At 73.8% G+C, this 25,445-nt stretch carries 23 protein-coding genes; 15 read left to right on the top strand and 8 right to left on the bottom strand.

Annotation, left to right across the window (positions count from 1 at the left end; genetic code table 11):
• Window positions 1-41 precede the first annotated feature (41 nt).
• Window positions 42-1,259, top strand: coding sequence for a sensor histidine kinase (locus tag C6N31_RS10280; protein WP_138353855.1), 1,218 nt, complete (start codon window positions 42-44; stop codon window positions 1,257-1,259).
• Window positions 1,256-1,921 (top strand): response regulator transcription factor, encoded by a 666-nt coding sequence (locus tag C6N31_RS10275; RefSeq protein ID WP_198357434.1) that lies wholly within the window; start codon window positions 1,256-1,258, stop codon window positions 1,919-1,921. The genes C6N31_RS10280 and C6N31_RS10275 overlap by 4 nt, the downstream gene beginning before the upstream one ends.
• 41 nt (window positions 1,922-1,962) lie before the next feature.
• On the opposite strand, the gene C6N31_RS10270 is transcribed toward C6N31_RS10275, so the two are convergent.
• Window positions 1,963-2,241, bottom strand: coding sequence for a DUF6332 family protein (locus tag C6N31_RS10270; protein WP_138353853.1), 279 nt, complete (start codon window positions 2,239-2,241; stop codon window positions 1,963-1,965).
• A gap of 147 nt (window positions 2,242-2,388) precedes the next feature.
• The gene (locus C6N31_RS10265) at window positions 2,389-3,906 is read right to left on the bottom strand and encodes an MFS transporter (protein ID WP_138353852.1); all 1,518 of its coding nucleotides are present in this window, start codon (window positions 3,904-3,906) and stop codon (window positions 2,389-2,391) included.
• An 86-nt stretch (window positions 3,907-3,992) separates the two neighbouring features.
• Between C6N31_RS10265 and C6N31_RS10260 the strand changes: the two genes are divergently transcribed.
• Both C6N31_RS10260 and C6N31_RS10255 read left to right on the top strand, forming a co-directional pair.
• Window positions 3,993-4,388: a MarR family winged helix-turn-helix transcriptional regulator gene (locus C6N31_RS10260; protein WP_138353851.1), complete on the top strand. Its 396-nt coding sequence runs from the start codon at window positions 3,993-3,995 to the stop codon at window positions 4,386-4,388.
• 100 nt (window positions 4,389-4,488) lie between these two features.
• Window positions 4,489-5,859, top strand: a complete 1,371-nt coding sequence (locus tag C6N31_RS10255; RefSeq protein ID WP_138353850.1) for a cryptochrome/photolyase family protein — start codon at window positions 4,489-4,491, stop codon at window positions 5,857-5,859.
• Between the two features lie 28 nt (window positions 5,860-5,887).
• Here C6N31_RS10255 and C6N31_RS10250 read toward each other — a convergent pair whose 3' ends face one another.
• Both C6N31_RS10250 and C6N31_RS10245 read right to left on the bottom strand, forming a co-directional pair.
• Entirely contained in the window at window positions 5,888-6,631 is a 744-nt protein-coding gene (locus C6N31_RS10250; protein WP_198357433.1) for a maleylpyruvate isomerase family mycothiol-dependent enzyme, read from the bottom strand.
• 161 nt (window positions 6,632-6,792) lie between these two features.
• Window positions 6,793-8,046, bottom strand: coding sequence for an MFS transporter (locus tag C6N31_RS10245; protein ID WP_381588079.1), 1,254 nt, complete (start codon window positions 8,044-8,046; stop codon window positions 6,793-6,795).
• 17 nt (window positions 8,047-8,063) lie between these two features.
• On the opposite strand from C6N31_RS10245, the gene C6N31_RS10240 reads away from it, so the two are divergent.
• The gene (locus C6N31_RS10240; RefSeq protein WP_138353848.1) at window positions 8,064-9,287 is read left to right on the top strand and encodes an ROK family protein; all 1,224 of its coding nucleotides are present in this window, start codon (window positions 8,064-8,066) and stop codon (window positions 9,285-9,287) included.
• Window positions 9,288-9,721: 434 nt separating this feature from the next.
• Window positions 9,722-11,359, top strand: coding sequence for a DUF2142 domain-containing protein (locus tag C6N31_RS10235; RefSeq protein ID WP_198357431.1), 1,638 nt, complete (start codon window positions 9,722-9,724; stop codon window positions 11,357-11,359).
• A gap of 49 nt (window positions 11,360-11,408) precedes the next feature.
• On the opposite strand, the gene C6N31_RS10230 is transcribed toward C6N31_RS10235, so the two are convergent.
• Window positions 11,409-12,308 (bottom strand): DUF2797 domain-containing protein, encoded by a 900-nt coding sequence (locus C6N31_RS10230; RefSeq protein ID WP_269288347.1) that lies wholly within the window; start codon window positions 12,306-12,308, stop codon window positions 11,409-11,411.
• Between the two features lie 59 nt (window positions 12,309-12,367).
• On the opposite strand from C6N31_RS10230, the gene C6N31_RS10225 reads away from it, so the two are divergent.
• The 4 genes from C6N31_RS10225 to C6N31_RS10210 all read left to right on the top strand — a co-directional run bounded on the left by C6N31_RS10225 (window position 12,368) and on the right by C6N31_RS10210 (window position 16,573).
• Window positions 12,368-12,748 (top strand): PPOX class F420-dependent oxidoreductase, encoded by a 381-nt coding sequence (locus C6N31_RS10225; protein ID WP_138353846.1) that lies wholly within the window; start codon window positions 12,368-12,370, stop codon window positions 12,746-12,748.
• A 152-nt stretch (window positions 12,749-12,900) separates the two neighbouring features.
• Window positions 12,901-13,233 carry an SHOCT domain-containing protein gene (locus C6N31_RS10220; RefSeq protein WP_138353845.1) on the top strand — a complete coding sequence of 111 codons (333 nt, stop codon included), beginning with the start codon at window positions 12,901-12,903 and terminating at the stop codon, window positions 13,231-13,233.
• On the top strand, window positions 13,230-14,012 hold the full coding sequence (locus tag C6N31_RS10215) for an ABC transporter ATP-binding protein (RefSeq protein ID WP_138353844.1): 783 nt from the start codon (window positions 13,230-13,232) through the stop codon (window positions 14,010-14,012). Before C6N31_RS10220 ends, C6N31_RS10215 begins: the two co-directional genes overlap by 4 nt.
• A complete protein-coding gene (locus tag C6N31_RS10210) occupies window positions 14,009-16,573 on the top strand; it encodes an ABC transporter permease (protein ID WP_138353843.1) in 2,565 nt (854 codons plus the stop codon). The genes C6N31_RS10215 and C6N31_RS10210 overlap by 4 nt, the downstream gene beginning before the upstream one ends.
• A 162-nt stretch (window positions 16,574-16,735) precedes the next feature.
• Here C6N31_RS10210 and C6N31_RS10205 read toward each other — a convergent pair whose 3' ends face one another.
• The gene (locus C6N31_RS10205; protein ID WP_203673227.1) at window positions 16,736-17,191 is read right to left on the bottom strand and encodes an ATP-binding protein; all 456 of its coding nucleotides are present in this window, start codon (window positions 17,189-17,191) and stop codon (window positions 16,736-16,738) included.
• A 411-nt stretch (window positions 17,192-17,602) separates the two neighbouring features.
• Between C6N31_RS10205 and C6N31_RS10200 the strand changes: the two genes are divergently transcribed.
• A complete protein-coding gene (locus tag C6N31_RS10200) occupies window positions 17,603-18,736 on the top strand; it encodes a PLP-dependent cysteine synthase family protein (RefSeq protein ID WP_307811321.1) in 1,134 nt (377 codons plus the stop codon).
• Between the two features lie 52 nt (window positions 18,737-18,788).
• Here C6N31_RS10200 and C6N31_RS10195 read toward each other — a convergent pair whose 3' ends face one another.
• Window positions 18,789-20,126, bottom strand: coding sequence for an aminotransferase-like domain-containing protein (locus tag C6N31_RS10195; RefSeq protein ID WP_138353840.1), 1,338 nt, complete (start codon window positions 20,124-20,126; stop codon window positions 18,789-18,791).
• 166 nt (window positions 20,127-20,292) lie between these two features.
• Between C6N31_RS10195 and C6N31_RS10190 the strand changes: the two genes are divergently transcribed.
• From C6N31_RS10190 to C6N31_RS10175, 4 genes are all read left to right on the top strand, one after another.
• Window positions 20,293-21,102: an alpha/beta fold hydrolase gene (locus C6N31_RS10190; protein ID WP_138353839.1), complete on the top strand. Its 810-nt coding sequence runs from the start codon at window positions 20,293-20,295 to the stop codon at window positions 21,100-21,102.
• 52 nt (window positions 21,103-21,154) lie between these two features.
• Window positions 21,155-21,913: a molybdopterin-dependent oxidoreductase gene (locus C6N31_RS10185; RefSeq protein ID WP_138353838.1), complete on the top strand. Its 759-nt coding sequence runs from the start codon at window positions 21,155-21,157 to the stop codon at window positions 21,911-21,913.
• Window positions 21,897-22,550, top strand: a complete 654-nt coding sequence (locus C6N31_RS10180; RefSeq protein ID WP_138353837.1) for a cytochrome b/b6 domain-containing protein — start codon at window positions 21,897-21,899, stop codon at window positions 22,548-22,550. The genes C6N31_RS10185 and C6N31_RS10180 overlap by 17 nt, the downstream gene beginning before the upstream one ends.
• Before the next feature lie 177 nt (window positions 22,551-22,727).
• Window positions 22,728-24,158, top strand: a complete 1,431-nt coding sequence (locus tag C6N31_RS10175; RefSeq protein ID WP_138353836.1) for a hypothetical protein — start codon at window positions 22,728-22,730, stop codon at window positions 24,156-24,158.
• Window positions 24,159-24,345: 187 nt separating this feature from the next.
• Here C6N31_RS10175 and C6N31_RS10170 read toward each other — a convergent pair whose 3' ends face one another.
• Window positions 24,346-25,401, bottom strand: coding sequence for a LacI family DNA-binding transcriptional regulator (locus C6N31_RS10170; protein WP_138353835.1), 1,056 nt, complete (start codon window positions 25,399-25,401; stop codon window positions 24,346-24,348).
• Window positions 25,402-25,445 lie beyond the last annotated feature (44 nt).

Here is a 25,445-nt window from a genome sequence, read left to right as displayed (position 1 = left end):
AGCGGACGACGGCCATCGGTCCGCCGGTCTAGCGTTGCGGCATGACAGACCAGGAGTCGCCCCGGGCACCCCGGTTCCGTGGCATCGCCACCCGCTACCCCTGGATCTCCTCGATCGCCGTGGCGGTCGCGCAGCTCGTCGGCTCCAACGGAGCGGCGCGCAACCAGACGGGCCGCGTGCCCCTGGACTCGCTGGCCTACGTACTGCTGCTGGCAGGACCGGCGATGCTGCCGCTGCGCCACCGCCTGCCGGTGTTCGTCGCCGCCGGCACCGCCGCCGTGGCCGGCGGCTATCTCGCGCTCGGCTACCCGTACGGGCCGGTCTTCCTCAGCGTGGTCGTGGCCTTCTTCGCCGCCATCGGAGCGGGCCGCCGCCGCGCCGTGCTGATCATCGCGGGGGTGGTCTACGCAGGGGAGCTGCTGGTCGGCCAGTGGCTGTACCGCTGGCTGCCGCCGGAGGGCGACGGCCCCTCGTCCTGGATGGCCGCGTCCGGCATCGCCGCCTGGCTGCTGGCGGTCCTGGCCGGCGCCGAGCTGTTCCGGGCCCGCCGTGAGCGGATCGCGCGCGAGCGGCGCGAGCGCGAGGAGGCGGAGAACCGGCGCGCCGACGAGGAGCGGCTGCGGATCGCCCGGGAGCTGCACGACGTCCTCGCGCACAGCATCTCGGTGATCAATGTGCAGGCGGGTGTCGCCCTCGCGCTCATGGACGACCACCCCGAGCAGGCCCGTACGGCGCTGACCACCATCAAAGCCGCCAGCAAGGAGGCGCTCGGCGAGGTCCGACAGGTGCTCAGCACCCTGCGGGCACCGGGTGACGCGCCGCGGTCGCCCGCCCCCGGCCTGGACCGGCTGCCCGAACTCGCCGAACAGGCGGCCGGCGCCGGTCTGACGGTGGACATCACCACCGCCGGAGCGCGCTTCCCGCTGCCGCCCGGCGCGGACCTCGCGGCGTTCCGCATCATCCAGGAGGCGCTGACCAACATCGTCCGGCACTCCGGCTCCCGCACCGCGCGCGTCCGCCTCGGATACGGGCCGGAGGGGGTCGAGCTGAGCGTGGACGACGACGGACCCTCGGCGCAGCGGCAGGAGGGCGACGGGGGCGGCGGCAACGGCCTGATCGGTATGCGCGAACGGGCCGCGGCGCTGGGCGGCACGGTCGAGGCAGGACCGCGCCCCGGCGGCGGCTTCCGCGTGCTGGCACGGCTGCCGTCCGGCGCGGCCGGTACCGTGGCGGGCGCCACCGAGGAAGAGGGCCGATGATCCGCGTACTGCTTGCCGACGACCAGGTCCTGGTGAGGGCCGGCTTCCGGGCGCTGCTCGACGTCCAGAGCGATATCGAGGTGGTCGGCGAGGCCGACGACGGGGAGGCGGCGCTGCGGCTGGTGCGCGAACTCACCCCGGACGCCGTCCTGATGGACATCCGCATGCCGCGTATGGACGGTCTGGTGGCCACACGGCACATCACCGCGGATCCGGCGCTGACCGGCGTCAAGGTGGTCATCCTGACCACGTTCGAGCTGGACGAGTACGTCTTCGAGGCGATCCGCGCCGGTGCCTCCGGCTTCCTGGTCAAGGACACCGAGCCGGCGGAACTGCTGCGGGCGGTCCGGGCGGTGGTGGAGGGCGACGCCCTCCTCTCGCCGGGGGTGACCCGCCGGCTGATCGCGGAGTTCGCGGCCCGGTCGAAGGAGCCGACGACCGTCGCGGGCCTTGAGCACCTCACCGACCGCGAGCGCGAGGTGATGGCGCTGGTGGGCATCGGCCTGTCGAACGAGGAGATCGCCCGCAGACTCGTTGTCAGCCCGCTCACCGCCAAGACCCATGTCAGCCGCGCCATGATCAAGCTCGGTGCCCGCGACCGGGCCCAACTCGTCGTCCTGGCCTATGAGTCCGGGCTGGTACGCCCTGGGTGGCTCGGCTGACCGAAGGGGCCGGCACCCGACCGGGGTTGAATCGATCCGGCTCAGCGGGATTCTCTGCGGCCCGGTACGTCCCGCGCTTCGCGCGTCCGGTTCTCATGGCGCTGCAGGACGCCGGCCACCGTGCCGCAGAAGGTCACCACCGCCACGGCGACGGCCGCCGTCACCCAGCTGTGCCGGGCGTCGCCGTGCACCCGCCCGGCTAGCACCGGGCTCACCACCAGGGCGAAGGCGATCGCGGCGAAGACCGTTCCGGCCGCCGCCGCGTACATCATCTCGACCGTGGTGGCGTCCCGCTCGGCCTGTGTACGAGTCCCACGCATAGGAACACCCTTCCCCTGGGACCGGCGGCACAATCCGCCGGTCCGGCACCCGGCCCCGCGCCACGGGAGACGTCCGGCCCCGCGCCCTCCCTCGTGGCGCGGGACCGGACGACGGTCGGTTCCCGGGTGGTACGGCGGACCGGTCGGTCAGTCGCGCACCGCCACCGGCTGCGCCTCGGCCTCCGCCGCCACCACACCGGCGGACGAGGCCGACGGTACGGAGGTCGCGACGACGATCTCGTGGGCCGGACGGCGCTTGCGCAGCCCGGTGACGGTGATCAGCAGCCCCGCCACCCCGATGAGGGTGACGACCACGAGCCCCGGCCGGTAGGTGTCCAGGACCGCCTGCGGCGTGCTGGGCGACCCGGTGCCGCTCGACGTCACCACCGCGGTCACGATGGCCAGGAAGATCGCCCCGCCCACCTGGAACGAGCTGTTGAGCAGGCCGGAGACCATGCCCTGCTCATGGTCGCTGACGCCGTTGGTGGCCTGGATGTTGAGCGACGAGTAGGCGAGGGTGAAGGCGGTGCCGAGCAGCAGCATCGACGGCAGGATGTCGAGGGCGTAGGCGGGCGACAGGTCGACCCGCAGGAAGAGCACATAGCCGAGGACGAGCGAGGCGAAGCCCGCCGTGATCACCCGCGGGGTGCCGAACCGGTCGACCACCGGCCCCATCCGGGGCGAGGCGATGGCCACCAGCGCGCCGGCCGGCAGGAAGGCGAGCGCGGTGTGCAGTGCCGACCAGCCGAGCAGGGACTGCATGTACTGGGTGACGAGGAACTGGAAGCCGATGTACGACCCCATGAAGGTGGCGCCGCCCAGGTTGGCGCGGATCTGGTTGGGGGAGCGCAGGATGCCGAGCCGGATCAGCGGGTGCGCGGAGCGCCGTTCGATGGCGATGAAGCCGGCCAGCAGTACGGCGACGACGCCGAACGACACCAGGGTGCGGGCCGAGCCCCAGCCGGTCTGTCCGGCTTCGACGACGGTGTAGACGAGCAGCAGCATCGCGGCGGTACCGGTCAGCGCGCCGGGCAGGTCGTAGCCGCGTCCCGCGCCGCTCTCGCGGGGGCTCCTGGGGATGAGCTTGAGGCCGACGACGAGGGCGATCAGGGCGACCGGTGCGGGCAGCAGCATGGTCCAGCGCCAGCCCACCTCGGTGAGCAGCCCGGAGAGCACCAGGCCCATCGAGAAGCCGGTCGCGCCGCAGGAGGCGTAGATGGTGAGCGCCCGGTTGCGGACCGGGCCCTCGGCGAACGAGGTGGTGATGATCGACAGTCCGGCGGGTGCGGTGAACGCGGCGCTCAGACCCTTGATGAAGCGGGTGGCGATGAGCAGCTCACCGGAGTCGACGACGCCGGCGAGCAGCGAGGCGGCGGCGAAGACGCCGAGCGCGATCAGGAAGACGCGGCGGCGTCCGAGCAGGTCGGCGGCGCGGCCGCCGAGCAGCAGCAGACCGCCGTAGCCGAGGATGTAGCCGCTGACGATCCACTGGAGCGAGGCGGTGGTGAGGTCGAGGTCGTGGGCGATCGAGGGGAGGGCTACGCCCACCATCGATACATCGAGCGCGTCGAGGAACAGCGCCGCGCAGAGCACCAGCAGGGTGCCCCACTGGCGGGCGTTCCAACTCGCTTCGGTAGCGCGGACGGTGGAGGACGGAGAGGTCATGCGGAGCAGACTACATGCGCATGCATCCAATGCAAGTGCATTTAATGCTTGCGCATGGAGCGTCGTTTTTCTGCTACCGTGCAGAGATGACCGGTGACAAAGGTGAGCGGGCGCTCGTGGAGGAATGGCGGGCGATCCTCGCCGTCCACGCGCGTACGGCGTGCGAACTCGACCGTGAGCTGCATCAGCACGGTCTCGGGGCCAGCGATTTCGAGGTCCTCGACGTACTCGCCGGCGGGGATCCGGCGGACGGCGGCTGCACCTTCCGCGTCCAGGAACTGGCCGACCGGGTCCATCTGAGCCAGAGCGCGCTGTCCCGGCTGGTGGCCCGGCTGGAGAAGGACGGCCTGGTGAGCCGCGGGATCTGCGACGAGGACCGGCGCGGCGTACGGGTCGGGATCACCGACCTGGGGCGCACCCGGTACGAGGTGGCCCGGCCAGGGCAGCGGGCCGTACTGGAGCGCATGCTCGGCACGGTGTGACCGCTTTCTTCGAGCAGCGCGTGCTCCTTCGAGTAGGCGTGACCGTGCCCTCCGCGTGTCGCCCGGCCGCGGGCCGCCGGAGTCGGTAGCTGTTGGCGGTATGTCCGTCTCCATCGCGCTGTTCACCGGCGACCTCCGGCTGCACGACAACCCCTCGCTCCGCGGCGCGTTGGGCTCGGCCGACCAGGTCGTCCCGCTCTTCGTCGTGGACCACGCGATCCGCGACGCCGGCTTTCCCTCCCCCAACCGCGCCGCCTTCCTGGCCGGCTGCCTCGCCGATCTCGACACCCGGCTGCGCCGCACCGGAGCCCGGCTGGCCCTGCGCACCGGCGACGTCACCGAACAGGTCCGCGCGGTGGCCGCCGAGGCCGGCGCGGAGCAGGTGCACCTCGCGGCCGGCGTCAGCGGCTACGCTCAGCGCCGCGAGGAGCGGCTGCGCCGCGCCCTGGAACTCGACGGCCGCCTCCTGGTGGTGCACGAGGCGGTGGTGACCGCCGTCGCCCCGGGCGCCGTGACACCGCAGGGCAAGGACCACTACGCCGTCTTCACCCCGTACTTCAGACGCTGGGCGGAGCAGGGCGTCCGCGAACCGCTGCCCGCGCCGCGCCGGATTCCCGGCGCGCGGGTCCGGTACGGATCGCTGCCGTCCCCCTCGTCGCTGGCCGGCGGTACACCGTCTCCCACGCTGCCCGAGGGCGGGGAGACGGCGGCCCGCCGGCGGCTCGGCCGCTGGCTGGACGGGCCGCTGGAGGGGTACGCCGACGGCCACGACGACCTGCCGGGGGACCTCACCTCGCGGCTCTCGCCCTATCTGCACTTCGGCTGTCTGTCGGCCGCCGAGCTGGTGCACCGGGCGACGGCCCGCGGCGGCGCGGGCGCGGACGCCTTCGTACGGCAGCTGGCCTGGCGGGACTTCCACCACCAGGTGCTGGCCGCCCGTCCCGCCGCCGCGCACCGCGACTACCGGAGCCGGGGCGACCACTGGCGCGCCGACGCGGACGAGATCGAAGCCTGGCGTGCGGGCCGCACCGGCTATCCCATCGTCGACGCCGCGATGCGCCAGCTCCGGCAGGAGGGCTGGATGCACAACCGGGCACGGCTGCTGGCCGCGAGCTTCCTCACCAAGACGCTCTACGCCGACTGGCGGACCGGCGCCCGCCACTTCCAGGAGCTGCTGGTCGACGCGGATATGGCGAACAACCAGCTCAACTGGCAGTGGGCGGCGGGCACCGGCACCGACACCCGCCCCAACCGTGTGCTGAACCCGCTCACCCAGGCCCAGCGCTTCGACCCGGACGGCAGCTACGTACGCCGCTACGTTCCGGAGCTGGCGGGCATCCCCGGCGGTGCGGTCCACCGGCCCTGGCGGCTGCCCGCGGCCGAACGCGCCGCCCTGGAGTATCCGGAACCGATCGTCGACCTCGACGTCGCCGCCGCGCGCTTCCGCCGGGCCCGGGGGCTCGACGACTGAACCACCGGGCCCCGCGCACCGGAGCGCCTCACATGATGGGGGAGGCCTGCTGCCACAGCTCCACGAGTGTCCTGTCCCCGGAGACGTCGAGCCCGTCGTACGGTCCGCGGTTCCACAGCGCGAGGTAGAGGTCGGCGGCGGGTCCGCTCACCGTGCAGTCGGGCGCGCCCGGCGCCCCGCGCTCGACCCGCGGGGCCTCCTGGGAGAGCTGGACCAGCCAGTCGCCCGTGCCGGCGGGCGCGTCCACCGCCCGGACGCGCAGGGTGCGCGGCAGTTCGCTGCGCACCCTGCTGCGGGGGCGGGTGTGGAATCCGGCCAGCAGTTCGTCCACGCCGTCGGTGGCGAAGGCCGTGGTCACGGGGGAAGGGGCAACGCCGAGCGCGGCCTCGGCGTCCACCCGGTGGACGGCCGTCTCGTGCGCCTGGCGCCGCGCCCAGAACTCCAGCGACGAGGGGGCGGTGAGGAAGTGCCAGCACCGCAGATCCGCCGGGGCGGCGGTGAGCGCGGCCACGAGGTCGGCGTGCGCCTCGCGGTACCAGTCGAGCAGCGCGCCGTCGTCGGGCACCTTGCCCTCTATCGGCGCGGGTTCCTTCCGGCCTTCGACGATGAATCCGGTCGCCCAGCGGTGGACGATTCCGGTGTGCTGTACGAGGTCGCGAACCCGCCAGTCGGGGCAGGGCGGCACCGGTGCGTCCAGGCCGGCCTGTTCGGCGGCATCGGCGAGCAGCGTTCCGTTGTGGCGCAGGATCTCGATGAACTCAACCGTCTCCATGGCGGGATTGTGACATCCCGTCACGGCGCGTGGTACGCCCGTACGGCACCGGCCTCGCGGTGCCCGGCGGTACCGCGCTGACCTGCGCCGGAACCGGTGCCACCGCGGCGCGGATCGTATACCCGGCACCGGGTCCGGCCCCGGGCCGGGACGCCGGGCCGTCAGGGGCCCGGACGGGTGCCCAGGTTCCGTACGGCGTAGGCGATGGCGGACGCGGTCGCGGCCAGCAGCGCCACCGTGGTCAGCGCGGTCGGCAGCCCGAAGGCGTCGGCCAGGAAGCCGATGGAGGGCGGGCCGAGGAGCATCCCGCCGTAGCCGAGGGTGGAGGCCGCCGCGACACCGCTGGGTCCGGCGAGCTCGCCCGCGCGGGCGATGGCGACCGGGAACAGATTGGCCAGGCCGAGGCCGGTCACGGCGAAGCCGGCGAGCGCGAGCCAGATGGACGGGGCGAGCGCGCCGAGCAGCATGCCCGCGGCGGCGGTCAGCCCGCCGAGTACCAGCGCCCGGGTCTGGCCGAGCCGTTCCAGCAGCGCCGTCCCGGACAGCCGGCCGAGCGCCATCGCGAGCGCGACGGCCGCGTATCCGGCCGCGGCGATGCCCTGGCCGCCGCCGAGGTCCTCCTGGATGTGCAGCGGCCCCCACTCCGCGAGAGCGCCCTCGCCGTAGGCGGTGCAAAGCGCGATCAGGCCGAACACGGCCACCAGCAGGCCGGTCCGGTGCACGGCCGGCGCGGCGCCGGCCGTCCCTTCAGCGGGGGAGCCCGCGGATCCGCTGCGGTCCTGCCGGTCGTCAGCCGGCGGGGTGATCCGCTGGGTGAGGAGCGTCCGGCCGGCGACGGCGGCGACCAGCAGACCGACCGGGGTGAGCAGCAGCAGATGGGTGGTGGGCGACAGATGCGGGGCCAGCAGTCCGCCGAGGGCGGCGCCGAGCAGCCCGCCAAGGCTGTACGCGGCATGGAATCCGGATATCACCGGACGGCGCAGCGCCGCCACCAGGTCGACGGCGACGCTGTTGATGGCGACGTTCATCCCGCCGTAGGCGGCGCCGAAGGCCAGCAGCACCAGGCCGAGGGCGAGCGCCGAATGGGTGAGCGGGGGAAGCGCGATGCTCAGGGCCATCAGCACGCCGGTCACGACCGTGATCCGGCGGCTGCCGAAGCGGCGGCAGAGCCCGCCGGTCAGCACCATCGTGGCCACGGCTCCCGCCGAGACACCGAGCAGGGCGAGGCCCAGCTCACTGGAGGAGGCGCCCACTTGCGCTTTGATGGCCGGAATGCGGACCACCCAGCCCGCGAAGATGAAGCCGTCGAGGGCGAAGAACGTGGTGAGGGCGACGCGGAGCCGGGTGAGAGAGGGGTCGGTCGGGGGGCGGCGGGAGGCCGTAAGGGCCATCCCTATTTTGTTTAGCGTCGGCACAAAGTCAGAATAGGGGCGTGACCCAGATTCGGACAAGGCTCGAGCGAGGCCGGAGCGCACTCGGCCCGGCGCTCGCACTCGTGCACACCGGCCGCGCGCCGACCCGCGCCCTGCTCACCTCGGAACTCGGCGTGACCCGCGCCACGGCGGGCGCGGTCGCCGCGGAACTGGAGGCACTGGGGTTCATCCGGGTGGACACCCGGCCGGGCGGTGCCTCCGGGGCGCAGGGCAGGCCCTCGCACGGACTGGACCTCGATCCGGCGGGACCGGTGGTCCTCGCCGCCCAGGTGCACTCCGACGGCTTCCGCGCGGCACTGGTCGGGCTCGGCGGGCGGATCGTCGCCACCGCTCCCGGCTGTATGACCGTGCCCGCCGATCCGGCGCACGTCCTGGGCGCGGTCGTCGAAGCCGGCGCGGAGCTGCTGCGGGCCTCCGGGCGCACCTGCCTGGGCGCGGGGCTGGCCGTACCGTCCGCCGTCGCGGAGCCCGAGGGCACCGCTCTGAACCCGCTGCACGTCGCCTGGCCCGCGGGCTCCCCGGTGCGCCAGGTCTTCGCCGAGCAGATCGCCCGGGCCGGCATCACCGGACCCGGCGGCGCCCCGATGGCCTCCTTCCTGGGCAACGACGTCAACGTCGCCGCCCTCGCCGAGCACCGGCACGGCGCCGGGCGCGGCGCCGGCCAGCTGCTGGTCGTCGCCACCGGCCACCGCGGCGTCGGCGGAGCGCTGGTGCTCGGCGGGCGGCTGCACACCGGGAGTTCGGGTCTGGCCCTCGAGGTCGGCCATCTGACCGTCAATCCGGCGGGCCGGCCCTGCCACTGCGGCAGCCGCGGCTGCCTCGACGTCGAGGTCGACCCGCTCGCCTTCCTCGAAGCGGCGGGACGCCCGCCGGGACCGGCGGTCTCCCTCCTCGAACAGGCCCGCGACCTGCTCCGGGACGAGTACGAGGACCCCGCCGTCCGCGCCGCCGCGCACACCCTCATCGACCGGCTCGGCCTCGGGCTCGCCGGCCTCGTCAACGTCCTCAACCCCGACCGCATCCTGCTCGGTGGCCTGCACCGCCACCTCCTTGACGCCGACCCGGAGCGGCTGCGCGCGGTCGTCGCCGACCGCAGCCTGTGGGGGCGCAGCGGCAGCGTTCCGCTGCTCGCCTGCGCCCTGGACCACAACAGTCTGGTCGGCGCCGCGGAGCTCGCCTGGCAGCCGGTGCTCGACGACCCGTTGACGGCGCTCGGCGGCTGAGCCACGGCGGGCCGGACACCCGGGGCCGGCGCGCGGTTGCCCGTGCTGACCGCGGGTCCGCCGCCGATGAGCGGCAACCCGCGAAACGGTGACCCGGCGCTGAACAGTGCGGGGCGGGCGGGGGAATTCCCGACGCCGCGCCACCGTCCGGTCGGGCCCCGCGACCGTCCCGCCAGGCCGCCCGGTGGACGCCCGCGGCACCGCACGGAGCCGCCGAACTACCCGTGTGACCAGGGAATATCCCCTGCTGAGGGGCGCCGCCGAGGGGTGCGTCCGGGGGCATCCGGGGTGCCGGGCGAGCGGAACCCTGCCGTCAGGTCGCGCGTATATGGTGCGCCTCAATCGACGGCGCGGCCGTCAGCGAGGTGCGCCCGTCAGCGGCGCGCCCCGCGCGGTGCCGGCGGTGTCGGCGGCGGAAGAAGTGGAGCCATACGGTGGCCGGTTGGCTGCGGAAGCGGGTGTCGGCGTGGGCCGCCGCCGGTACGGTCTGGACGCTGGCCTTCGCCACGTTCCTCACGCTCATGACCGCGTGGTCGCTGGCCACACCCATCACCGCGCCTCCGGACGAGGCAGCCCACATGGTCAAGGCCGCCGCCGTCGTCCGCGGTGAGTTCGGCGGCGAGCAGCGGGTCATCGAAGCGCATCACGTCGGGGTCGACGTCGAGGTCGGATTCACGGCGGTCCGCGTGCCCGCCGGATACCGCGACCTGGATGTCACCGACGGCGTCTACCGGTGTTTCCGCAACGACGACAAGCTCTCCGTCTCCTGCCGGGGCACCGTCGCCCCCTCCGGCGACACCGCGACGGTCATCACCAGCGCCGGCACCTACGGCCCCGGCTACTACCTGCTGGTCGGCTGGCCGAGTCTGCTGCTCACCGGTGAGGCGGGCCTGTACGCGATGCGGCTGCTGAGCGCGCTGCTGTGCGCCGCGCTGCTGGCGAGCGCCGTGGTGACGGTTCTGGAGGGCGCGGCCAAGGGATACAGCGGACGGGTCGCGCTGATCGGCGTGCTGACCGCCGCCACTCCGACGGCCGTCTACCTCGGCGGCGTCGTCAATCCCAACGGTCCTGAGGTCACGGCGGCCGTCCTGGCCTGGGCGGTCGTCGTCCGCCTGGTGACCGACGAGGACGGTCTGCCGCTGCTGCGCCGACGGCTGGTGCGGCTCGGCGCCGCCTGCGTCCTGCTCGCCTCGATGCGGGCGCTGGGCCCGCTGTGGATCGCGCTGGTGCTGGCCGGAGGCCTGGTCCTGGCGCGCCCGGGACGGCTGCGGCAGCTGGCGCGGCTGCGCCCGGTGTGGGTGTGCCTGGGGGTGGCGGCCGCCGCGGGGCTGGCCGCTGTCGCCTGGACGATGACGGCCGACACGCTCGCGCTGCCCACCCAGACCCTGGAGCAGTACACACCGCTGACCTCCGCCCTCAAGGCGGTCTTCGACCTTCTCCCGAACTACCTGCACCAAATGGTGGCGATCTTCGGTTCGTTGAACGTCGCGGCCCCCGAACTCACCTACGTGCTGTGGTGGGTGATGGCCGGCTGCCTCGTGATGCTCGCCCTGGCGACGGGACGGGCGCGCGAGATCCTCGTCCTGGCGGCGCTGATGGCGGGCACCGCCTTCGGCCCGCTGGTGCTGATGGCCCCGCAGGCCGCCCACCTGGGACTCATCTGGCAGGGCCGCTATCTGCTGGCCGTCGCCGTCGGGATCCCGGTGCTGGCGGCGGTGGTCGCCGGCCGGCGCTGGAGCGACCTTCCCGAACGGCTGCGGACCCGGCTGCCCCTGCTGCTGATCGGCTGCTGGGCGCTGGCACAGGGCGGCGCGTTCGTCTGGGCCGCGCTGCGCTACGCGTTCGGCCGGGCGAACCAGTTCTCCGGCGGCCCGCTGCAGTGGTCGCCGCCCGTCGTGGGCTGGTCCGCCGCGCTCGTCCTGCCGGCGCTGTCGGGCTTCCTGCTGGTGCTGCTGGCGATCAGGGCGGGGCGGCCGATGGCCGCGGATCCGGCCGGGACCGCGCCGCGCGCGTCCGCCGGGCCGTCGGCGGAGAACCATGCCGTCCGGGAGCAGGAACCCAGCCGCGGCTGACCCGGACGGGCGGACGGGCCCCGGGATCGCGGGAGTTCGGAACGGGAGTTCAGAAGAGCGGCTCCGGAACGTCCTCCGGCCGGGGCACGGGAGCGGTGGGGGCCGTCGAGCGCGGTCCGGGGGCGGGCGTGGTGAGCGGCCAGCCGGAGACCAGCCGGGAATCGAGCAGCAGCCCGCCGTCCGGCGTATCGAGGTACAGATCGCTCCCGGCCGCCGCCCGCACCGTGCCGGTGACCGAGGTTCCCGGCGCCAGCGCGGTGATCCGGGCCGCCGGCCGCGGCGGCTCCGGCTCCAGCCCGAACAGCGCCGCGTGGTCGACCAGGGCGTAGGGCAGCCGGTCCAGGGTTTCCGGCAGTCCGGTCACCGCCTCGTACAGGGCTCGGAGTTCGGCGGCCCGCTCGGCGGCGGGCGGCAGCGCCCACCGCGCCGCCCGCTTGGCACCGGCCGTCACGCGGTCGGGAATGCCCAGCGCGGCGCCGAGCGAGGCCTCTGTACGACGGGCCGCCATCAGCGGACCGCGTCCGAGGAAGCTGAAACAGACCGCCGCCTGCTCCACCAGCCGGGTCTCGCCGCGCTCGGCCGCGGTGATGCCGACCTTGGTCAGACCGGGACCGAAGTAGGCCAGGTACACCGAGTACGGCCGGGGGTCGTCGGCCATGGTGTCGGCGGCGACGGACGAGAGCCGGTCGAGCGCCGCGCAGTCGTCGCACAGGTCCCGGCGGGCCGTCGGGCCCAGCTCCGCCGCGCGCGGGCACACCAGGTGACGGCCTTGCCGCTGTACGCCGGTACAGCGCCGCACCGCGTCCGGGCCCACGGCCAGGGCCAGCGGGCGGCCGACTGGGACCGGGCTGCTCCGCTCGCCGTGCCGGGGGTGCGACCACTGCCAGCACGGCTCCCAGGAGCCCGGGCCGCCCTTCCAGCGCAGTCCGGTGCATCGCCACGTCTCCACCAGCCCGATGGTAGGCGGAGCGTGGTGGTCCCCGTTCCCGCGGAGTACCCTCCGGTTCCATGGTGTCCGACGAGCTCGCCCGCAGCCCCTACGTCAGCCTGACCACCTACCGCCGCAGCGGCGACGCGGTGGCCACCCCGGTGTGGTCGGTCCGCGACGGGGACGAGCTGCTCGTCTGGACCAAGGACGACACCGGCAAGGTCAAGCGGATTCGCAACAGCGGCCGGGTGACCGTCGCCCCGTGCGACGCCCGGGGCAGGATCGCGGCCGGAGCGCCGACCGCCGAGGGGACCGCGCGGCTGCTGGACGCGTCGCAGCTCGACCGGGTCCGCAAGGCCATGGCCGGCAAGTACGGCCTGCGCTTCAGGGTCCTGGACGTGGGCGGCGCGCTGCTCCGGCGTGGCAAGCGGCCGCACGTGGGGATCGCCGTCACCTTCTGACCGGCCGCCGGACGTAGCCGCGGCCGGCGTGCGTACTCCCCACGTGGTACGCGGAGTGCCGCTGGCCGTACGACGACCCGGCGGCCGTTCCGGACCAGGCTCGGTGGTGTCGGGATGCATCGCATCCCACCATCACCGAGGAGACGATGCAGATGAACGTCATGGCATGGAACGACGGCGGGCCCGGCCCGTGGATCCTGTTCTTCCCGCTCGTCTGGGCGCTCGTCGTGGTCGGCATCGTCCTGGTGCTGCGCCGCACCGTGTGGCGCGGCCGGGGCTGCGGCCGCGGACCGTGGCAGTGGCGGGCGGTGAGCGGCGAGCACTCGCCGGTGGCGCTGCTCGGCCGCCGCTACGCGTCGGGCGAGATCGACGAGGACGAGTACCGCAGCCGGCTCGCCGTACTGAACGAGCAGCACGGACCGTACGAAGAGCACGGACCGCGCGGGACGTTCGACAAGTCCGGCACCGAGGACGGCCCCCGATGACCACCCTCACCCCTGTCGGCACCTTCGCCGCCCGCGTCGTGGACGCTTTCAAGGTCTACGGCGCGGGGGACGCCGAGGTCCGCGCGCTGGACGGCGTCACCGTCGGGTTCCCGGCGGCGCGCTTCACCGCGATCATGGGACCGTCCGGCTCCGGAAAATCCACCCTGATGCACTGCGCCGCAGGCCTGGACACGCTCAGTTCCGGCTCCGCGTTCATCGGCAGCACGGACCTGGGCACGCTCGGGGACCGGGATCTGACGCTGCTGCGCCGCGAGCGGATCGGCTTCGTCTTCCAGTCGTTCAACCTGGTGGGGACGCTGACCGTCGCCGAGAACATCACCCTGCCCCTCGATCTGGCGGGCACCCGGCCGGACACCGGCTGGGTGGACGCGCTCATCGACGTCGTCGGCCTCGGCGACCGGCTGCTGCACCGCCCGAGGGAACTGTCCGGCGGCCAGCAGCAGCGGGTGGCGGTGGCCCGCGCGCTGGCCGGCCGCCCGGACGTGGTCTTCGCCGACGAGCCGACCGGCAACCTCGACTCGCGCTCGGGCGCCGAGGTGCTGAACCTGCTGGGGCGCGCGGTGCACGAGATGGGCCGCACCGTCGTCATGGTCACCCACGACCCGGTCGCCGCCGCCCACGCCGACGAGGTCGTCTTCCTCGCCGACGGCCGGCTGGTGGACCGGATGACGGACCCCACCGCCGAGAAGGTGCTCGACCGGATGAAGGCCTTCGACGGCCTCGCCGGTGCGGGCGCGGGCCGGGGGACGGTGTCATGAGCGGCGCACGCACCTCACTGCGGATCAGCCTCGCCTCGCTGCGCGCCCACAAGCGGCGCTTCGCCGGCACGTTCCTGGCGGTCTTCCTCGGGGTGTCGTTCCTGGCCGGCACGATGGTCATGGGCGACACCCTCAAGGCCAGCTTCGACACCCTGTTCACGGACGCCAACCGGGGTACGGACGCGGTCGTCCGCAGCTCCGACGTCATCACCGTCCCCGGCGGCGGCCAGGGCACCCGCGAGCCCGTCGACACCGCGCTCGTCCAGCGGATCGAGGCGGTGCCGGGAGTGGCCGCGGCCGCCCCGAACATCACGGGCGCCGGCCAGCTCGTCGGGGCCGACGGCAAGGCCGTCGGCGGGAAGGGCCCGCCCACCCTCGCCGGCAACTGGATCGAGGACGCGCAGCTCAACCCGTACACCCTCACCGGGGGCCGGGCCCCGAAGGTGCCCGGCGAGGTCGTGATCAACCGCGGCGCGGCCAGGTCCGGCAAGCTGCGGATCGGTGACACGACGGTGCTGCGCACGCCCGATCCGGTCCGGGTGACGATCGTCGGCGTGGCCGCCTTCGGCGGCGAGGACGGCATGGGGCAGACCACGTTCACCGGCCTCACCCGGGCCGACGCGGAGCGCTACCTCACCCCGAAGCCGGGCCTGGCGTCGACCATCCAGGTGCGCGCGGGACCCGGCGTCGGCCAGCGGGAGCTCGCCGAGCGGCTCGCGCCCGTGCTGCCCGCGAACGTCGAGGCGATCACCGGGCAGCAGGCCACGGACGAGAGCCTCACCATGATCTCCGGCACATTCCTGAAGATCTTCACCTCACTGCTGCTGGTCTTCGCGGGCATCGCCCTGCTGGTGGCGACCTTCAGCATCCACAACACCTTCGCGATCGTGGTGGCCCAGCGGACCCGGGAGAACGCGCTGCTGCGGGCGCTGGGCGCGTCCCGCCGCCAGGTGCTCGGCTCGACGCTCGTCGAGTCCGCGGTCGTCGCGGTCGTCGCCTCGACCGCCGGACTCCTCGGCGGCATCGGGGTCGCGGCCGGACTCCAGGCGCTGTTCCCGGTGGTCGGCTTCCCGTTCCCCGACGGTGACCTGGTGATCGGCGTGACCGCCCTGGTCCTGCCGTTCCTGGTCGGGCTGCTGGTGTGCACCGGCTCGGCGCTGCTGCCCGCCGTACGGGCCGGGCGCACCGCGCCGCTGGCCGCACTGCGGGAGACCGCCGTGGACACCTCCGGTGCCTCGCGCAATCGTGCCGTGCTGGGCACGCTCGCCGCGGTGACGGGCATCGCGCTGACCGTGACGGGCGCGGCGGGCACGTCCGACGTCTGGCTCACCGGCGGCGGCTCGGTGCTCACCCTGGCCGCGTTCGTGGTCCTCGGACCGGTCGCGTCCTCGTACGCGGTACGGCTGCTGGGCGCCCCGCTGGCCCGGCTGCGCGGGGTGACCGGCGGACTGGCCCGGCGCAACGCGCTGCGCAGCCCGAAGCGCACGGCCGCCACCGCGACCGCGCTGATGATCGGGGTGGCGGTCGTCTCCCTGTTCACGGTCTTCGGCGCCTCGCTCAAGGCGACGATGGACCGGACGGTGTCGCGGTCCTTCGCGGGTGATGTCGCCATCAGCGCCCCGGTGTTCGGGGCGGGCGGCAGCGGACTCAGCCCGAAACTGGCCCCCGCCGTGGCCGCGCTGCCACAGGTGCGGACCGCGGTCGGGCTCGGCAGGGGCGTCGCGAAGGTCGACGGCGGCGGCCGCGCGCTGACCGTCACGGATCCGGCGGCGCTCGCTACCGTCCTCGACCTCGGTACGGTCGACGGTTCGCTCACCGGCCTCGGCGCCGACGGCATCGCGGTCGCCAGGGACGAGGCGGACAAGCACGGCTGGACGACCGGCAGTACGGCCTCGCTGGTCTTCACCGACGGGAAGCGGCTGCCCTTCACCGTGGCGGCGGTCTACGAGCGGGCGGACCTGGCGGGCGACTACGTCATCACCCGCGAGGCCTGGGCCCCGCACCGGGTGCAGGACTCCGACACCCTCGTCGCGGTCGCCTTCAAGGACGGGGTGTCCACGGGCGACGGCAAGGGAGCGGTCGAGAAGGTGGCGGCAGAGTACGGCGGTCCCACGGTGCAGACCCGCGCCGAGTACGCCAAGTCCTCCGCGTCGGCCATCGACATGATGCTGACGCTGGTCTACGCACTGCTGGCGCTCGCCGTGCTCATCGCGCTGCTGGGCATCGCCAACACCCTCACCCTGGCGGTGCACGAGCGCACCCGGGAACTGGGGCTGCTGCGCGCGGTCGGCCAGACCCGGTCGCAGCTGCGGGCGATGGTGCGCTGGGAGTCGGTGCTGGTCGCCGCGTTCGGCACCGTCGGCGGTCTCGGCCTCGGCGCCTTCCTCGGCTGGGCGCTGGTGAAGGCCACCGACAGCTCGGGGACGAGCGCCTTCGCGGTGCCGCCGGCCCAGCTCGCGGTGGTGCTGCTGGTCGGCCTGGTCGCGGGGGTCCTCGCGGGATGGCGCCCGGCACGCCGGGCGGCCCGGCTGGACGTCCTGCGGGCCATCGCCACGGAATGAGCCGTCAGGGCATCCGGGGGAGAACGGATCCGACGAAAACAGGTCGGCTCCGAACGGGCCCGGCCCGGGCATGGTCCCGGCCCGGGCATGGTCCCGGACCGGGCACGGCCCCGGCCGCCGCGTCCCGCACAGGGGGACACGGCGGCCGGGGCCGTCGGGAGGTCAGGCCGCGGCGGCGACGGCGGGAACCCGCCGGGCTGCCGGGCGCCTGCGCGGCGCCGGTGCCGGAGCCTCGACATGCAGGCTGAACCAGACCACCTTGCCGCCGTCCGGTACCGGATCGGCTCCCCAACTGTCGCTGAGCGCCGCCACCATGGCGAGCCCGCGGCCGCCGGTGGCGAGCGGCTCGGGGGAGCTGACCTGGGGCAGCTGGGGATCGCTGTCCAGGACGGATACGGTCAGCCGGCCCGAGACCAGGGTCAGTTGGACCGAACAGTGCTTGTCGGATCCGGCGTGCCGGTAGACGTTCGCCAGCAGTTCGGTGATACCCAGCAGGGCGGTGTCGAGCAGCGGGTCGAGATGCCAGTAACGCAGCTGCGCTGCAACGATTCGGCGTATCTGCTGGATGCGGGACGGCAGTGCTTCGAGTTCCAGCGTGCACTGTCGGTCGGCTTGCATGATCACGGCTGCGACTCCCTCCGCGGCGAGGGCCGGCCGCCGTGTCGGAAGCCGTGTCCTGAACCGCTCGGAATGAGAACACCTGAGCGAAAATGCGTAGAGTGACTGCTGCAGTACTCCGTGATGTGACTTCAGAGTCACCCCCCGTGGCGGGATCCGCAACCCGCATGGTGCCGCGCGCCTCCCGCGGGGCCCTCCGACCCGCTGTCCGTCGGCCAGAACTCCGGCTCCGGCGGCCCGGCGGAGGCCGGCTCCGTTCCGCCCGCGAAGGGCGCGCCAGGGTGCCTTCGAGCGGGTCCGGCGGCGAGGGGCGACCGGCTGCCTGGTGCGCGACAGGGGGCGGATCAGGTCGTTATGATCCGAAATGGCCCGGCGTGCCGCCGGGGACCGGCACGAGCGGAGGCTGGCGCGGTGGGCACGATCGAGCGGGCGGACGACAGCGGCTGTACGCGCACGGTGGACGTGGACCGGACGGACCACGGGTACCGGGAGTGGCTCAAGGAGGCCGTCCGCAAGGTCCAGGCGGACTCCAACCGTTCGGCCGACACCCATCTGCTGCGCTTCCCGCTGCCCCTGGAATGGGGCATCGACCTGTATCTGAAGGACGAGTCGACGCATCCGACGGGTTCCCTCAAGCACCGGCTGGCCCGTTCGCTCTTCCTGTACGGCCTCTGCAATGGCTGGATCCGGCCGGGCAAACCGGTGATCGAGGCGTCCAGCGGTTCGACGGCGGTCTCCGAGGCGTACTTCGCGACGCTCATCGGGGTCCCGTTCATCGCGGTGATCCCGCGGACGATGAGCCAGGAGAAGCAGCGGCTGATCGAATTCCACGGCGGGCAGTGCCACTTGGTGGACGATCCGCACACCGTCTACGCGGTGTCCGCCCGGCTCGCCGCCGACTCCGGCGGCCACTACATGGACCAGTTCACCTACGCCGAGCGAGCCACCGACTGGCGCGGCAACAACAACATCGCCGAGTCCATGTTCGAGCAGCTGAAGCTGGAGCGGTATCCCGAGCCGGCCTGGATCGTCGCCACCGCGGGGACCGGCGGCACCTCCGCCACCATCGCCCGCTACGTCCACTACACCCAGCGCGACACCCGGATCTGTGTCCCCGACCCGGAGAACTCCTGCTTCTTCGACGGCTGGGTCACCGGCGACCAGGGCGTGACCAGCGACGCCTCCTCCCGGATCGAGGGCATCGGACGGCCGCGCATGGAGCCGAGCTTCGTGCCGGGCGCCATCGACCGGATGATGAAGGTGCCGGACGCGGCGTCGGTCGCGGCGGTGCGGGCGCTGGACGCCGCGATCGGCCGCAAGGCCGGCGGCTCGACGGGGACCGGGCTGTGGAGCGCCTTCAAGATCATCGCGGAGATGGTCGCGGCGGGGGAGACCGGCAGCGTCGTCACCCTGATCTGCGACCCCGGCGACCGCTACCTCGACAAGTACTACTCCGACGACTGGGTCGCCGAGCAGCACCTGGACATCGCCCCGTACACGTCCGCCATCGAGCACTTCCTCGCCACGGGCGCCTGGCCGAGCTGAGCTCCCGTCCCCTCCGGGCGGTCCCTCCAGGCGATCTCTCCGAGCGGGTGCTTCAGCCGACCATCGCGTCGTCCGGGGAGCCGGCGGCGATCGCCGCGAGGGTGCCGAGCGCCGTGGAGAGCGTGTCGGGCGGCGGCGAGGCGAGGGCGACCCGGACCGCGTTCGGTGCGCTGTGCGGAGCCACGGCGAACGCCGCGGCCGGGGTCACCGCGATACCGCGCCGGGCCGCCGCGGCGACGAACGTCTCGGCCCGCCAGGGCTCGGGCAGGTCCCACCAGACGAAGTAGCAGGACGGGGCGGTGCGTACCCGGAAGCCTGCGAGCCGCCGGGCCGCGATCTCCTGGCGCAGCGTCACGTCCTCGCGCTTGGCACGCCCGACGGCCGCCACCGTGCCGTCCGTCATCCAGCCGGTCGCCGCGTCGAGCGCGAAGCCGGCCGATGTCCAGGCACCGGAGCGCAGCGCGGTCGCGATCCGGTCGGTGAGGCCAGGGGGCGTCACGGCGAAGCCGACGGTGAGGCCCGGGGCGAGCCGTTTGGACAGGCTGTCGACGACCACGGTGTGCTCGGGGGCCCAGGCGGCCAGCGGGGGCGGGCCGTCGGACAGGAAGGCCCAGATGGTGTCCTCCACCGCGTGCACACCGGTACGGCGCAGCACGTCGGCGAGTTCGGCGCGGCGCCGCTCCGGCATCGTCGTCGCCAGCGGATTGTGCAGGGTCGGCTGGAGGTAGACGGCGGCCAGCGGGGCGCTGCGATGGGCGGCCAGCAGGGCGTCGGGCAGCAGTCCGTTCTCGTCCTGGGCGAGCGGGACGAGGGTGACGCCGAGCCGGGCGGCGATGGCCTTCACCACCGGATAGGTGAGCGCTTCCACGCCGAGGCGGCCGCCGGTGGGCACCAGTGCGGCGACGGCGGCGGCGATCGCCTGCCGGCCGTTGCCGGCGAAGAGCACCCGCGCCGGATCCGGTGCCCAGCCGGCCCCGGTGAGCAGCGCGGCAGCCGCCTCGCGCGCCGGAGGAGTGCCGGCCGGGCCCACCGGCCGCAGGGCGTCCGCCAGTACATCGGTCCGCAGCAGCCGGCCGAGCCCCTCGCCCAGCAGGGCGGTCTGCCCCGCCACCACCGGGTAGTTCAGCTCCAGGTCGACCGGCGCGGCGGCCGGCTCGGCCAGTGCCGGCCCCGGCGTCCGCGGGGCGGCCCGGACGAACGTGCCGCGCCCGACCTCGCCGACCACCAGACCGCGCCGGGCCAGTTCGCGGTAGACCCGGTTCGCCGTCGAGTTCGCGATGCCGTGCCGGCGGGCGAACGCGCGCTGCGTGGCGAGCCGGTCGCCCGGCCGCAGCCGGCCGGCACCGATGTCCGCCGCGACCGCGTCGGCGACCGCCCGGTAGTCCTCCATCACGCGCTCCGTCCCGTTCCACATTGCACCGAGAACAAGATAAACATTGCACTCCCTCATGGCCAGTCCTAACATCGGGCGGGGGACCGGCCACCAGGGCGGTACGGGGACCGGCCGCGACGGACAACGCGGCCGGACGAAAGAGAAAGTACCGGTGGAGAGCGCGATGACGGCGGCAACGGCACAGGTCAACGGCATCACCGTCGGATACGAGGACGCGGGTGCGGGCGACCCGCTGGTCCTGGTCCACGGCCATCCCTTCGACCGCTCGATGTGGGCACCCCAGGTCGGTGCATTCGCCGGGGAACGGCGGGTCGTCGCCCCCGACCTCCGCGGCTACGGCGCCACCACCGTCGTCCCCGGCACGACCCCGCTGGAGACCTTCGCCCGGGACATCGCGGCCCTGCTCGACCACCTCGGCCTGGACCGGGTCGTCATCGGCGGTCTGTCGATGGGCGGCCAGATCGTCATGGAGTTCTGCCGGCTCTTCCCCGACCGGGTCCGCGGCCTGCTGCTCGCCGACACCTTCCCGGAGGCCGAGACCGAGGACGGCAAGCGGGTACGGCGTGCCATGGCGGAACGGCTGGTGCGCGAGGGGCTGAAGGGGTACACCGACGAGGTGCTGTCCCAGATGGTCGCGCCCCACAACATCGAGGCGCTGCCCGCCGTCGCCGACCATGTGCGCGGGATGATGTACGGCGCTCCGCCCGAGGGGGCGGCGGCGGCCCTGCGGGGGCGCGCCGAACGACCCGACTACGTGGACCTGCTGGGCCGGATCGCCGTGCCCGCCCTCGTCGTGGTCGGCCGGGACGACGAGTACACCCCGGTCACCGACGCGGAGGCCATGCACCGGCGGATCGCCGGATCCGAGCTGGTCGTCATCGAGGGTGCCGCTCATCTGCCGAATCTCGAACGCCCGGACGAATTCAACGCGGCGCTGGACCGCTTCCTGACCCGAGTTATGACGAAAGCCTGACGTCAGGGCGCCGCCCCTGGCCAGCGGCTGTTCGACGTGCTCGAATCGACCTATGGAAGAACCCCGCGTGGACGATGCCCCCGACGACCCGGGGGAAGAGAACGAACGGCACGGTGCGCCGGTCGGGCGGCGCGTCGTGCTGGGAATGCTGGGGCTGGGCGCCGCGGGGGTCGCGCTGGGCAGCCATGTGCAGGACCGTATCGACGCGGTGCTCGCCGAGGTGAGCGCCAAGGACCCCACCGGGGTGACGGGACTGCTGCCCGGCGGCGGGGGATTCCGCTACTACTCGGTCACCTCGTCGGTGCCCAAGCGCAACGCCGAGAACTACCGGCTCACGGTCGGCGGGCTGGTCGACCGCCCCATGACCTACCGGCTCGCCGACCTGCAGGCCATGCCGCAGCAGCGGCTGGTGCACGACGTCCAGTGCGTGACCGGCTGGCGGGTGCCGAAGACCGCCTTCTCCGGTGTGCGGCTCTCCGCGCTGCTGGCCGCCTCAGGGGTGCGGCCGGAGGCGACCGCCATCCGGTTCGACTGCTTCGACGGCGCCTACACCGAGAGCCTCACGCTGCAGCAGGCCCGCCGCAGCGACGTCATGGTGGCGCTCACGATGCAGGACAAGCCGGTCACCCACGCCCACGGCGGCCCGGTCCGGCTCTACGCGGCGCCCATGTACTTCTACAAGTCCGCGAAGTGGCTCTCGGGGATCACCCTCACCAAGAGCGTCGAACCCGGTTACTGGGAGAAGCTCGGCTACGACGTCGACGCCTGGGTCGGAAAGTCGAACGGACGGTCCGATGACCCCACTTCCTGACGCCCCGGCCGCACCGACCGCCCCACGGCAGCCGGCACGGCGGCTGCGCCGCTTCAGCCGCGCCGAACGCTGGGTGCACCGCGGCACCGCCTGGCTGATGGGCATCTGTGTCTTCACCGCCGCCTGTCTCTATCTGCCCCCGCTCTCCGAACTCGTCGGCAGACGGCGGCTGGTGGTGACCGTCCATGAGTGGTCCGGCCTGATGCTCCCGGCGCCGCTGATCGCGGGGATGTTCTTCCGCGCGCTGCGAGCCGACCTGAGCCGGCTCAACCGCTTCGGCCGGCACGACTGGCACTGGCTGCGCACCGTACTGCGCAAGCGCAGCAAGGAGGGAGTGCCCGCGGGCAAGTTCAACGCGGGCCAGAAGCTCTACTCGGCCTTCATCGCGGGAGCGGTGCTGGTGATGATCGGCACCGGGCTGCTGATGTGGTTCACCCACCTCGCCCCGGTGCTCTGGCGGACCGGCGCCACCTTCGTCCACGACTGGCTGGCACTGCTGCTCGCCGCCGGCATCACCGGACACGTCTGGATGGCCAGTAAGGACCCGGAGGCGCGGCTGGGCATGCGGACCGGAAGCGTGGCCTCGTGGTGGGCGCGGCGCGAACACTCGCTGTGGAAGCCGGACGACAAGGACTGAGCGGGCTGACAGAGTTGACGGCCTGACGGAGTTGACGGACTGACGGGGTGGGCGGCGGGGCCGGCCGCGGGCCGGCTCTGCGGAGGGGCGGCCTCCGTTCCTAGCTGTTACGGGCCGGTCACCTGGAGTCCGCCGGTGGGACATCCTCCTTTCCGGGCACGCGCCTAGCGTCGCGATATGACGACCTCTCAGGCGCCGCCGGTCCAGCGGGTGTCCGCGACCGAGGAGCCGCGGGCCGCGCCGGCCGGCGGACCGGCCGCGCCGCCCACCCCGCCGCCGCGCGCCCGGCGCTCCCGGGCGCCGCGTCCGCGGCTGCCGCTCACCGGTCCCGTACGGCTCGTCGTGTCGGCCGTGATCGCCCTGGCCGCGCTCGCCGCGCTCTGCGCTGCCGCCGTCCTCGGCGCGGTCGACGTCCGGGGCAACGCCTCCGACCTGGGCACGACCGTCTCCCAGCGGGCGGCCGTCGCCGCCGAACTGCGGTTCGCGCTCGCCGACCTCGACGCCCAGCGGGCCAACTCCCTGGTGCCGGGCCACTCGGCGCTCCAGCCGGACGTGGAGGTCGGCAACCGGCTGCTCGCACTGATCACCGCGCAGCAGCGCCGCACCGAGGTCAGTGGACTGCTGCGGCAGCTCGGTGCCGACACCGCCCAGGGCGACCGGGTCCGCTCCCTGCTCGACGCGCTCGGCCGCTACGACGACGCCAGCGCCCGCTCCTCCTACGTGGACGAGACCCAGCCCAACCGCCCGGCGGGAACTCCGCCGCACGCCGCCGTCGCCCTGTCCTCCGAGGCCGCCGACGTACTGCGCAACGAGCTGCTGCCCGTCGCGGCGGCGCTGTCGGAGACCTACGCCCAGCAGGCCGCGCACCTGGAGTCGGAGACACAGGACAGCGCGAAATGGTCGGCGGGCCTCGTCGGGGTGCTCGGTGTTCTCACCCTCGGCTTCCTCCTGTGGTGGCAGCGGGACCTCGCCCGCCGCTACCGGCGGGTCTTCAACCCGGCGCTGGTGGCCGCCACCGTCGCCGCGCTGGTCGTCACCCTGGCGGGCGCGCTCTCCTTCGCCTCGGCGGCGTCCGAGGTCGGCGCCGCGGGCCGGGAGGGACTGCGTCCCTGGTCCCGGCTGGCCGAGGCCCGCGCGGTGGCCGCCGATGCCGCCGCCACCCAGAGCCGCTGGCTGGTCCACGACACCGACTCGGCCGGCTACCAGCGCGAGCGGTTCGACACGCTCACCCGCCGGCTCGACGTGCTCCTCGCCCCCGAGTCGTACGCCACGGCCGCGGAGCGCCCCGCCTACCAGGAGGTCCTCACCCGCTACGGCCACTTCCGCGCCGACGACCGGAAGCTGCGCGACCTGCGCGCCGCCGGCCGGCTCGACGAGGCGGTCACGGTGCTCACCGAAGTCGGCCGCGGCCAGGTCGCGTTCGACTTCTGGGACTTCGCCACCACCCTGGACGCGCTCGCGGACCACCAGCGGTCCGACTTCGACCTGCACACCGGCCGCGCCCGCTCGGCCCTCGCCGGCTGGCCCGCGGTCCCCGCCGGCGCGCTGGCCGCCGCGGCGGTCCTCGTCCTGCTGGGAATCCGCCCCCGGCTGGCCGAGTACCGCTGACGAACGGAAGCTAGGGCGTGCGTCGAAAGGAGCGCTGTTCGCCCGGAGGGCGTGGCCCACGGCGTCCGGTGGGTGCGCTCGCATGGCGGAGGGTCGTTCTCGTACTGGACGTACGTGGGCGAGCCCGACAACGCAGCGAGGGTGCGTGCCAGGCGTCGTGGGCCAGCCGGGACTTGCGCAACACGCCCTAGCTACCGGGCGGCGGCGCCGTGCTCGCGCGGGCCATGAGGCGCGGCAGGTCGTCCTGGATCTCGCGGGCGGGGTTCCCGTCCAGGAGGCTGAGCAACTGCTCGGCGGCATGGCGGCCGAAGCTGCTGGTGTCGCGGACGAGCGCGGTCAGCGCGGGGTGCGCGCTGCGGCAGAGCACGGAGTCGTCCCAGGCCACGAGGGACAGATCGCCGGGGACCGCGAGGCCGCGCTCGTTGGCGACGGCGAGACCGGCCATGGCCAGGACGTCGTTGTCGTAGACGATCGCGGTCGGCGGCCGGGGTCGGGCGAGGGCCCGGCGGGTGGCCTCGGCGCCTTCGGTGTCCGAGTAGTCGGTGCTGATGGAGTGGACGTCGGGCAGCCCGCGGCGGGCGGCCTCGGCGTGCAGCGACCGGATCCGGCGCTGGGTGTGCGCGAGGTGCGGCAGGCCGGCGATGTGCAGGATCCTGCGGTGCCCCAGCCCGTACAGATGGTCGACGATCGAGGCCATGGCGCCCGCGTCGTCGGCCCACACGGTGGAGATGCCGGAGTGCGCGGGTGTGCCCGGGGCGAGCGCGCCGATCACGACGGCGGGCAGGCCGAGTTCGTCGAGCAGCGCCGGCCGCGGGTCGTCGAGCCGGGGGTCGACGACGAGCAGCCCGTCGACCCGGCGTTCGGCCCACCAGCGGCGGTAGATCGCGCACTCCTCGCCGAGATCCTCGACGACCTGGAAGAGCAGCCCGAGATGACGCCGCGCCAGCACCTCCTGGATGCCCGAGACGAGTTGCAGGAAGAACGACTCGACGCCGAGCGTGTGCGCCGGCCGGGCCAGGACCAGGCCGACGGTGGCGGCGCCCTCCCCGGACAGCGCCCGCGCCGCGGTGCTGGGGCGCCAGCCCAGCTGTTCCGCGACCCGGCGGACCCGGTCGCGGGTGGCGGGGGAGACGCCGGGCCGGTCGTTGAGCGCGAAGGACACGGCGCTCTCGGAGACACCCGCGCGCTGCGCGATGTCCTTCATCGTCGGTCGGCGGGCCGGAGTGCGGCGCACGGGATCCATGGCTGGATTATGTCCTACTCCGGGGCCGGAGTGCGACCGGCTAC

Origin of the sequence: Streptomyces fildesensis (assembly GCF_016107395.1) — a bacterium.
GTDB lineage: Bacteria > Actinomycetota > Actinomycetes > Streptomycetales > Streptomycetaceae > Actinacidiphila > Actinacidiphila fildesensis.
Note: the sequence above shows the minus strand (reverse complement) of the source record. Positions and strands in the feature narration are given on the sequence as shown.

Coding starts and splice junctions, on each gene's coding strand:
- C6N31_RS10225 (WP_138353846.1), top strand. CDS start 12,368: ATGGTGTCCGACGAGCTCGCCCGCAGCCCCTACGTCAGCCTGACCACC.
- C6N31_RS10175 (WP_138353836.1), top strand. CDS start 22,728: ATGACGACCTCTCAGGCGCCGCCGGTCCAGCGGGTGTCCGCGACCGAG.
- C6N31_RS10195 (WP_138353840.1), bottom strand. CDS start 20,126: ATGGAGGACTACCGGGCGGTCGCCGACGCGGTCGCGGCGGACATCGGT.
- C6N31_RS10255 (WP_138353850.1), top strand. CDS start 4,489: ATGTCCGTCTCCATCGCGCTGTTCACCGGCGACCTCCGGCTGCACGAC.
- C6N31_RS10220 (WP_138353845.1), top strand. CDS start 12,901: ATGAACGTCATGGCATGGAACGACGGCGGGCCCGGCCCGTGGATCCTG.
- C6N31_RS10205 (WP_203673227.1), bottom strand. CDS start 17,191: ATGCAAGCCGACCGACAGTGCACGCTGGAACTCGAAGCACTGCCGTCC.
- C6N31_RS10250 (WP_198357433.1), bottom strand. CDS start 6,631: ATGGAGACGGTTGAGTTCATCGAGATCCTGCGCCACAACGGAACGCTG.
- C6N31_RS10180 (WP_138353837.1), top strand. CDS start 21,897: ATGACCCCACTTCCTGACGCCCCGGCCGCACCGACCGCCCCACGGCAG.
- C6N31_RS10215 (WP_138353844.1), top strand. CDS start 13,230: ATGACCACCCTCACCCCTGTCGGCACCTTCGCCGCCCGCGTCGTGGAC.
- C6N31_RS10275 (WP_198357434.1), top strand. CDS start 1,256: ATGATCCGCGTACTGCTTGCCGACGACCAGGTCCTGGTGAGGGCCGGC.
- C6N31_RS10170 (WP_138353835.1), bottom strand. CDS start 25,401: ATGGATCCCGTGCGCCGCACTCCGGCCCGCCGACCGACGATGAAGGAC.
- C6N31_RS10280 (WP_138353855.1), top strand. CDS start 42: ATGACAGACCAGGAGTCGCCCCGGGCACCCCGGTTCCGTGGCATCGCC.
- C6N31_RS10270 (WP_138353853.1), bottom strand. CDS start 2,241: ATGCGTGGGACTCGTACACAGGCCGAGCGGGACGCCACCACGGTCGAG.
- C6N31_RS10260 (WP_138353851.1), top strand. CDS start 3,993: ATGACCGGTGACAAAGGTGAGCGGGCGCTCGTGGAGGAATGGCGGGCG.
- C6N31_RS10190 (WP_138353839.1), top strand. CDS start 20,293: ATGACGGCGGCAACGGCACAGGTCAACGGCATCACCGTCGGATACGAG.
- C6N31_RS10185 (WP_138353838.1), top strand. CDS start 21,155: ATGGAAGAACCCCGCGTGGACGATGCCCCCGACGACCCGGGGGAAGAG.
- C6N31_RS10210 (WP_138353843.1), top strand. CDS start 14,009: ATGAGCGGCGCACGCACCTCACTGCGGATCAGCCTCGCCTCGCTGCGC.
- C6N31_RS10265 (WP_138353852.1), bottom strand. CDS start 3,906: ATGACCTCTCCGTCCTCCACCGTCCGCGCTACCGAAGCGAGTTGGAAC.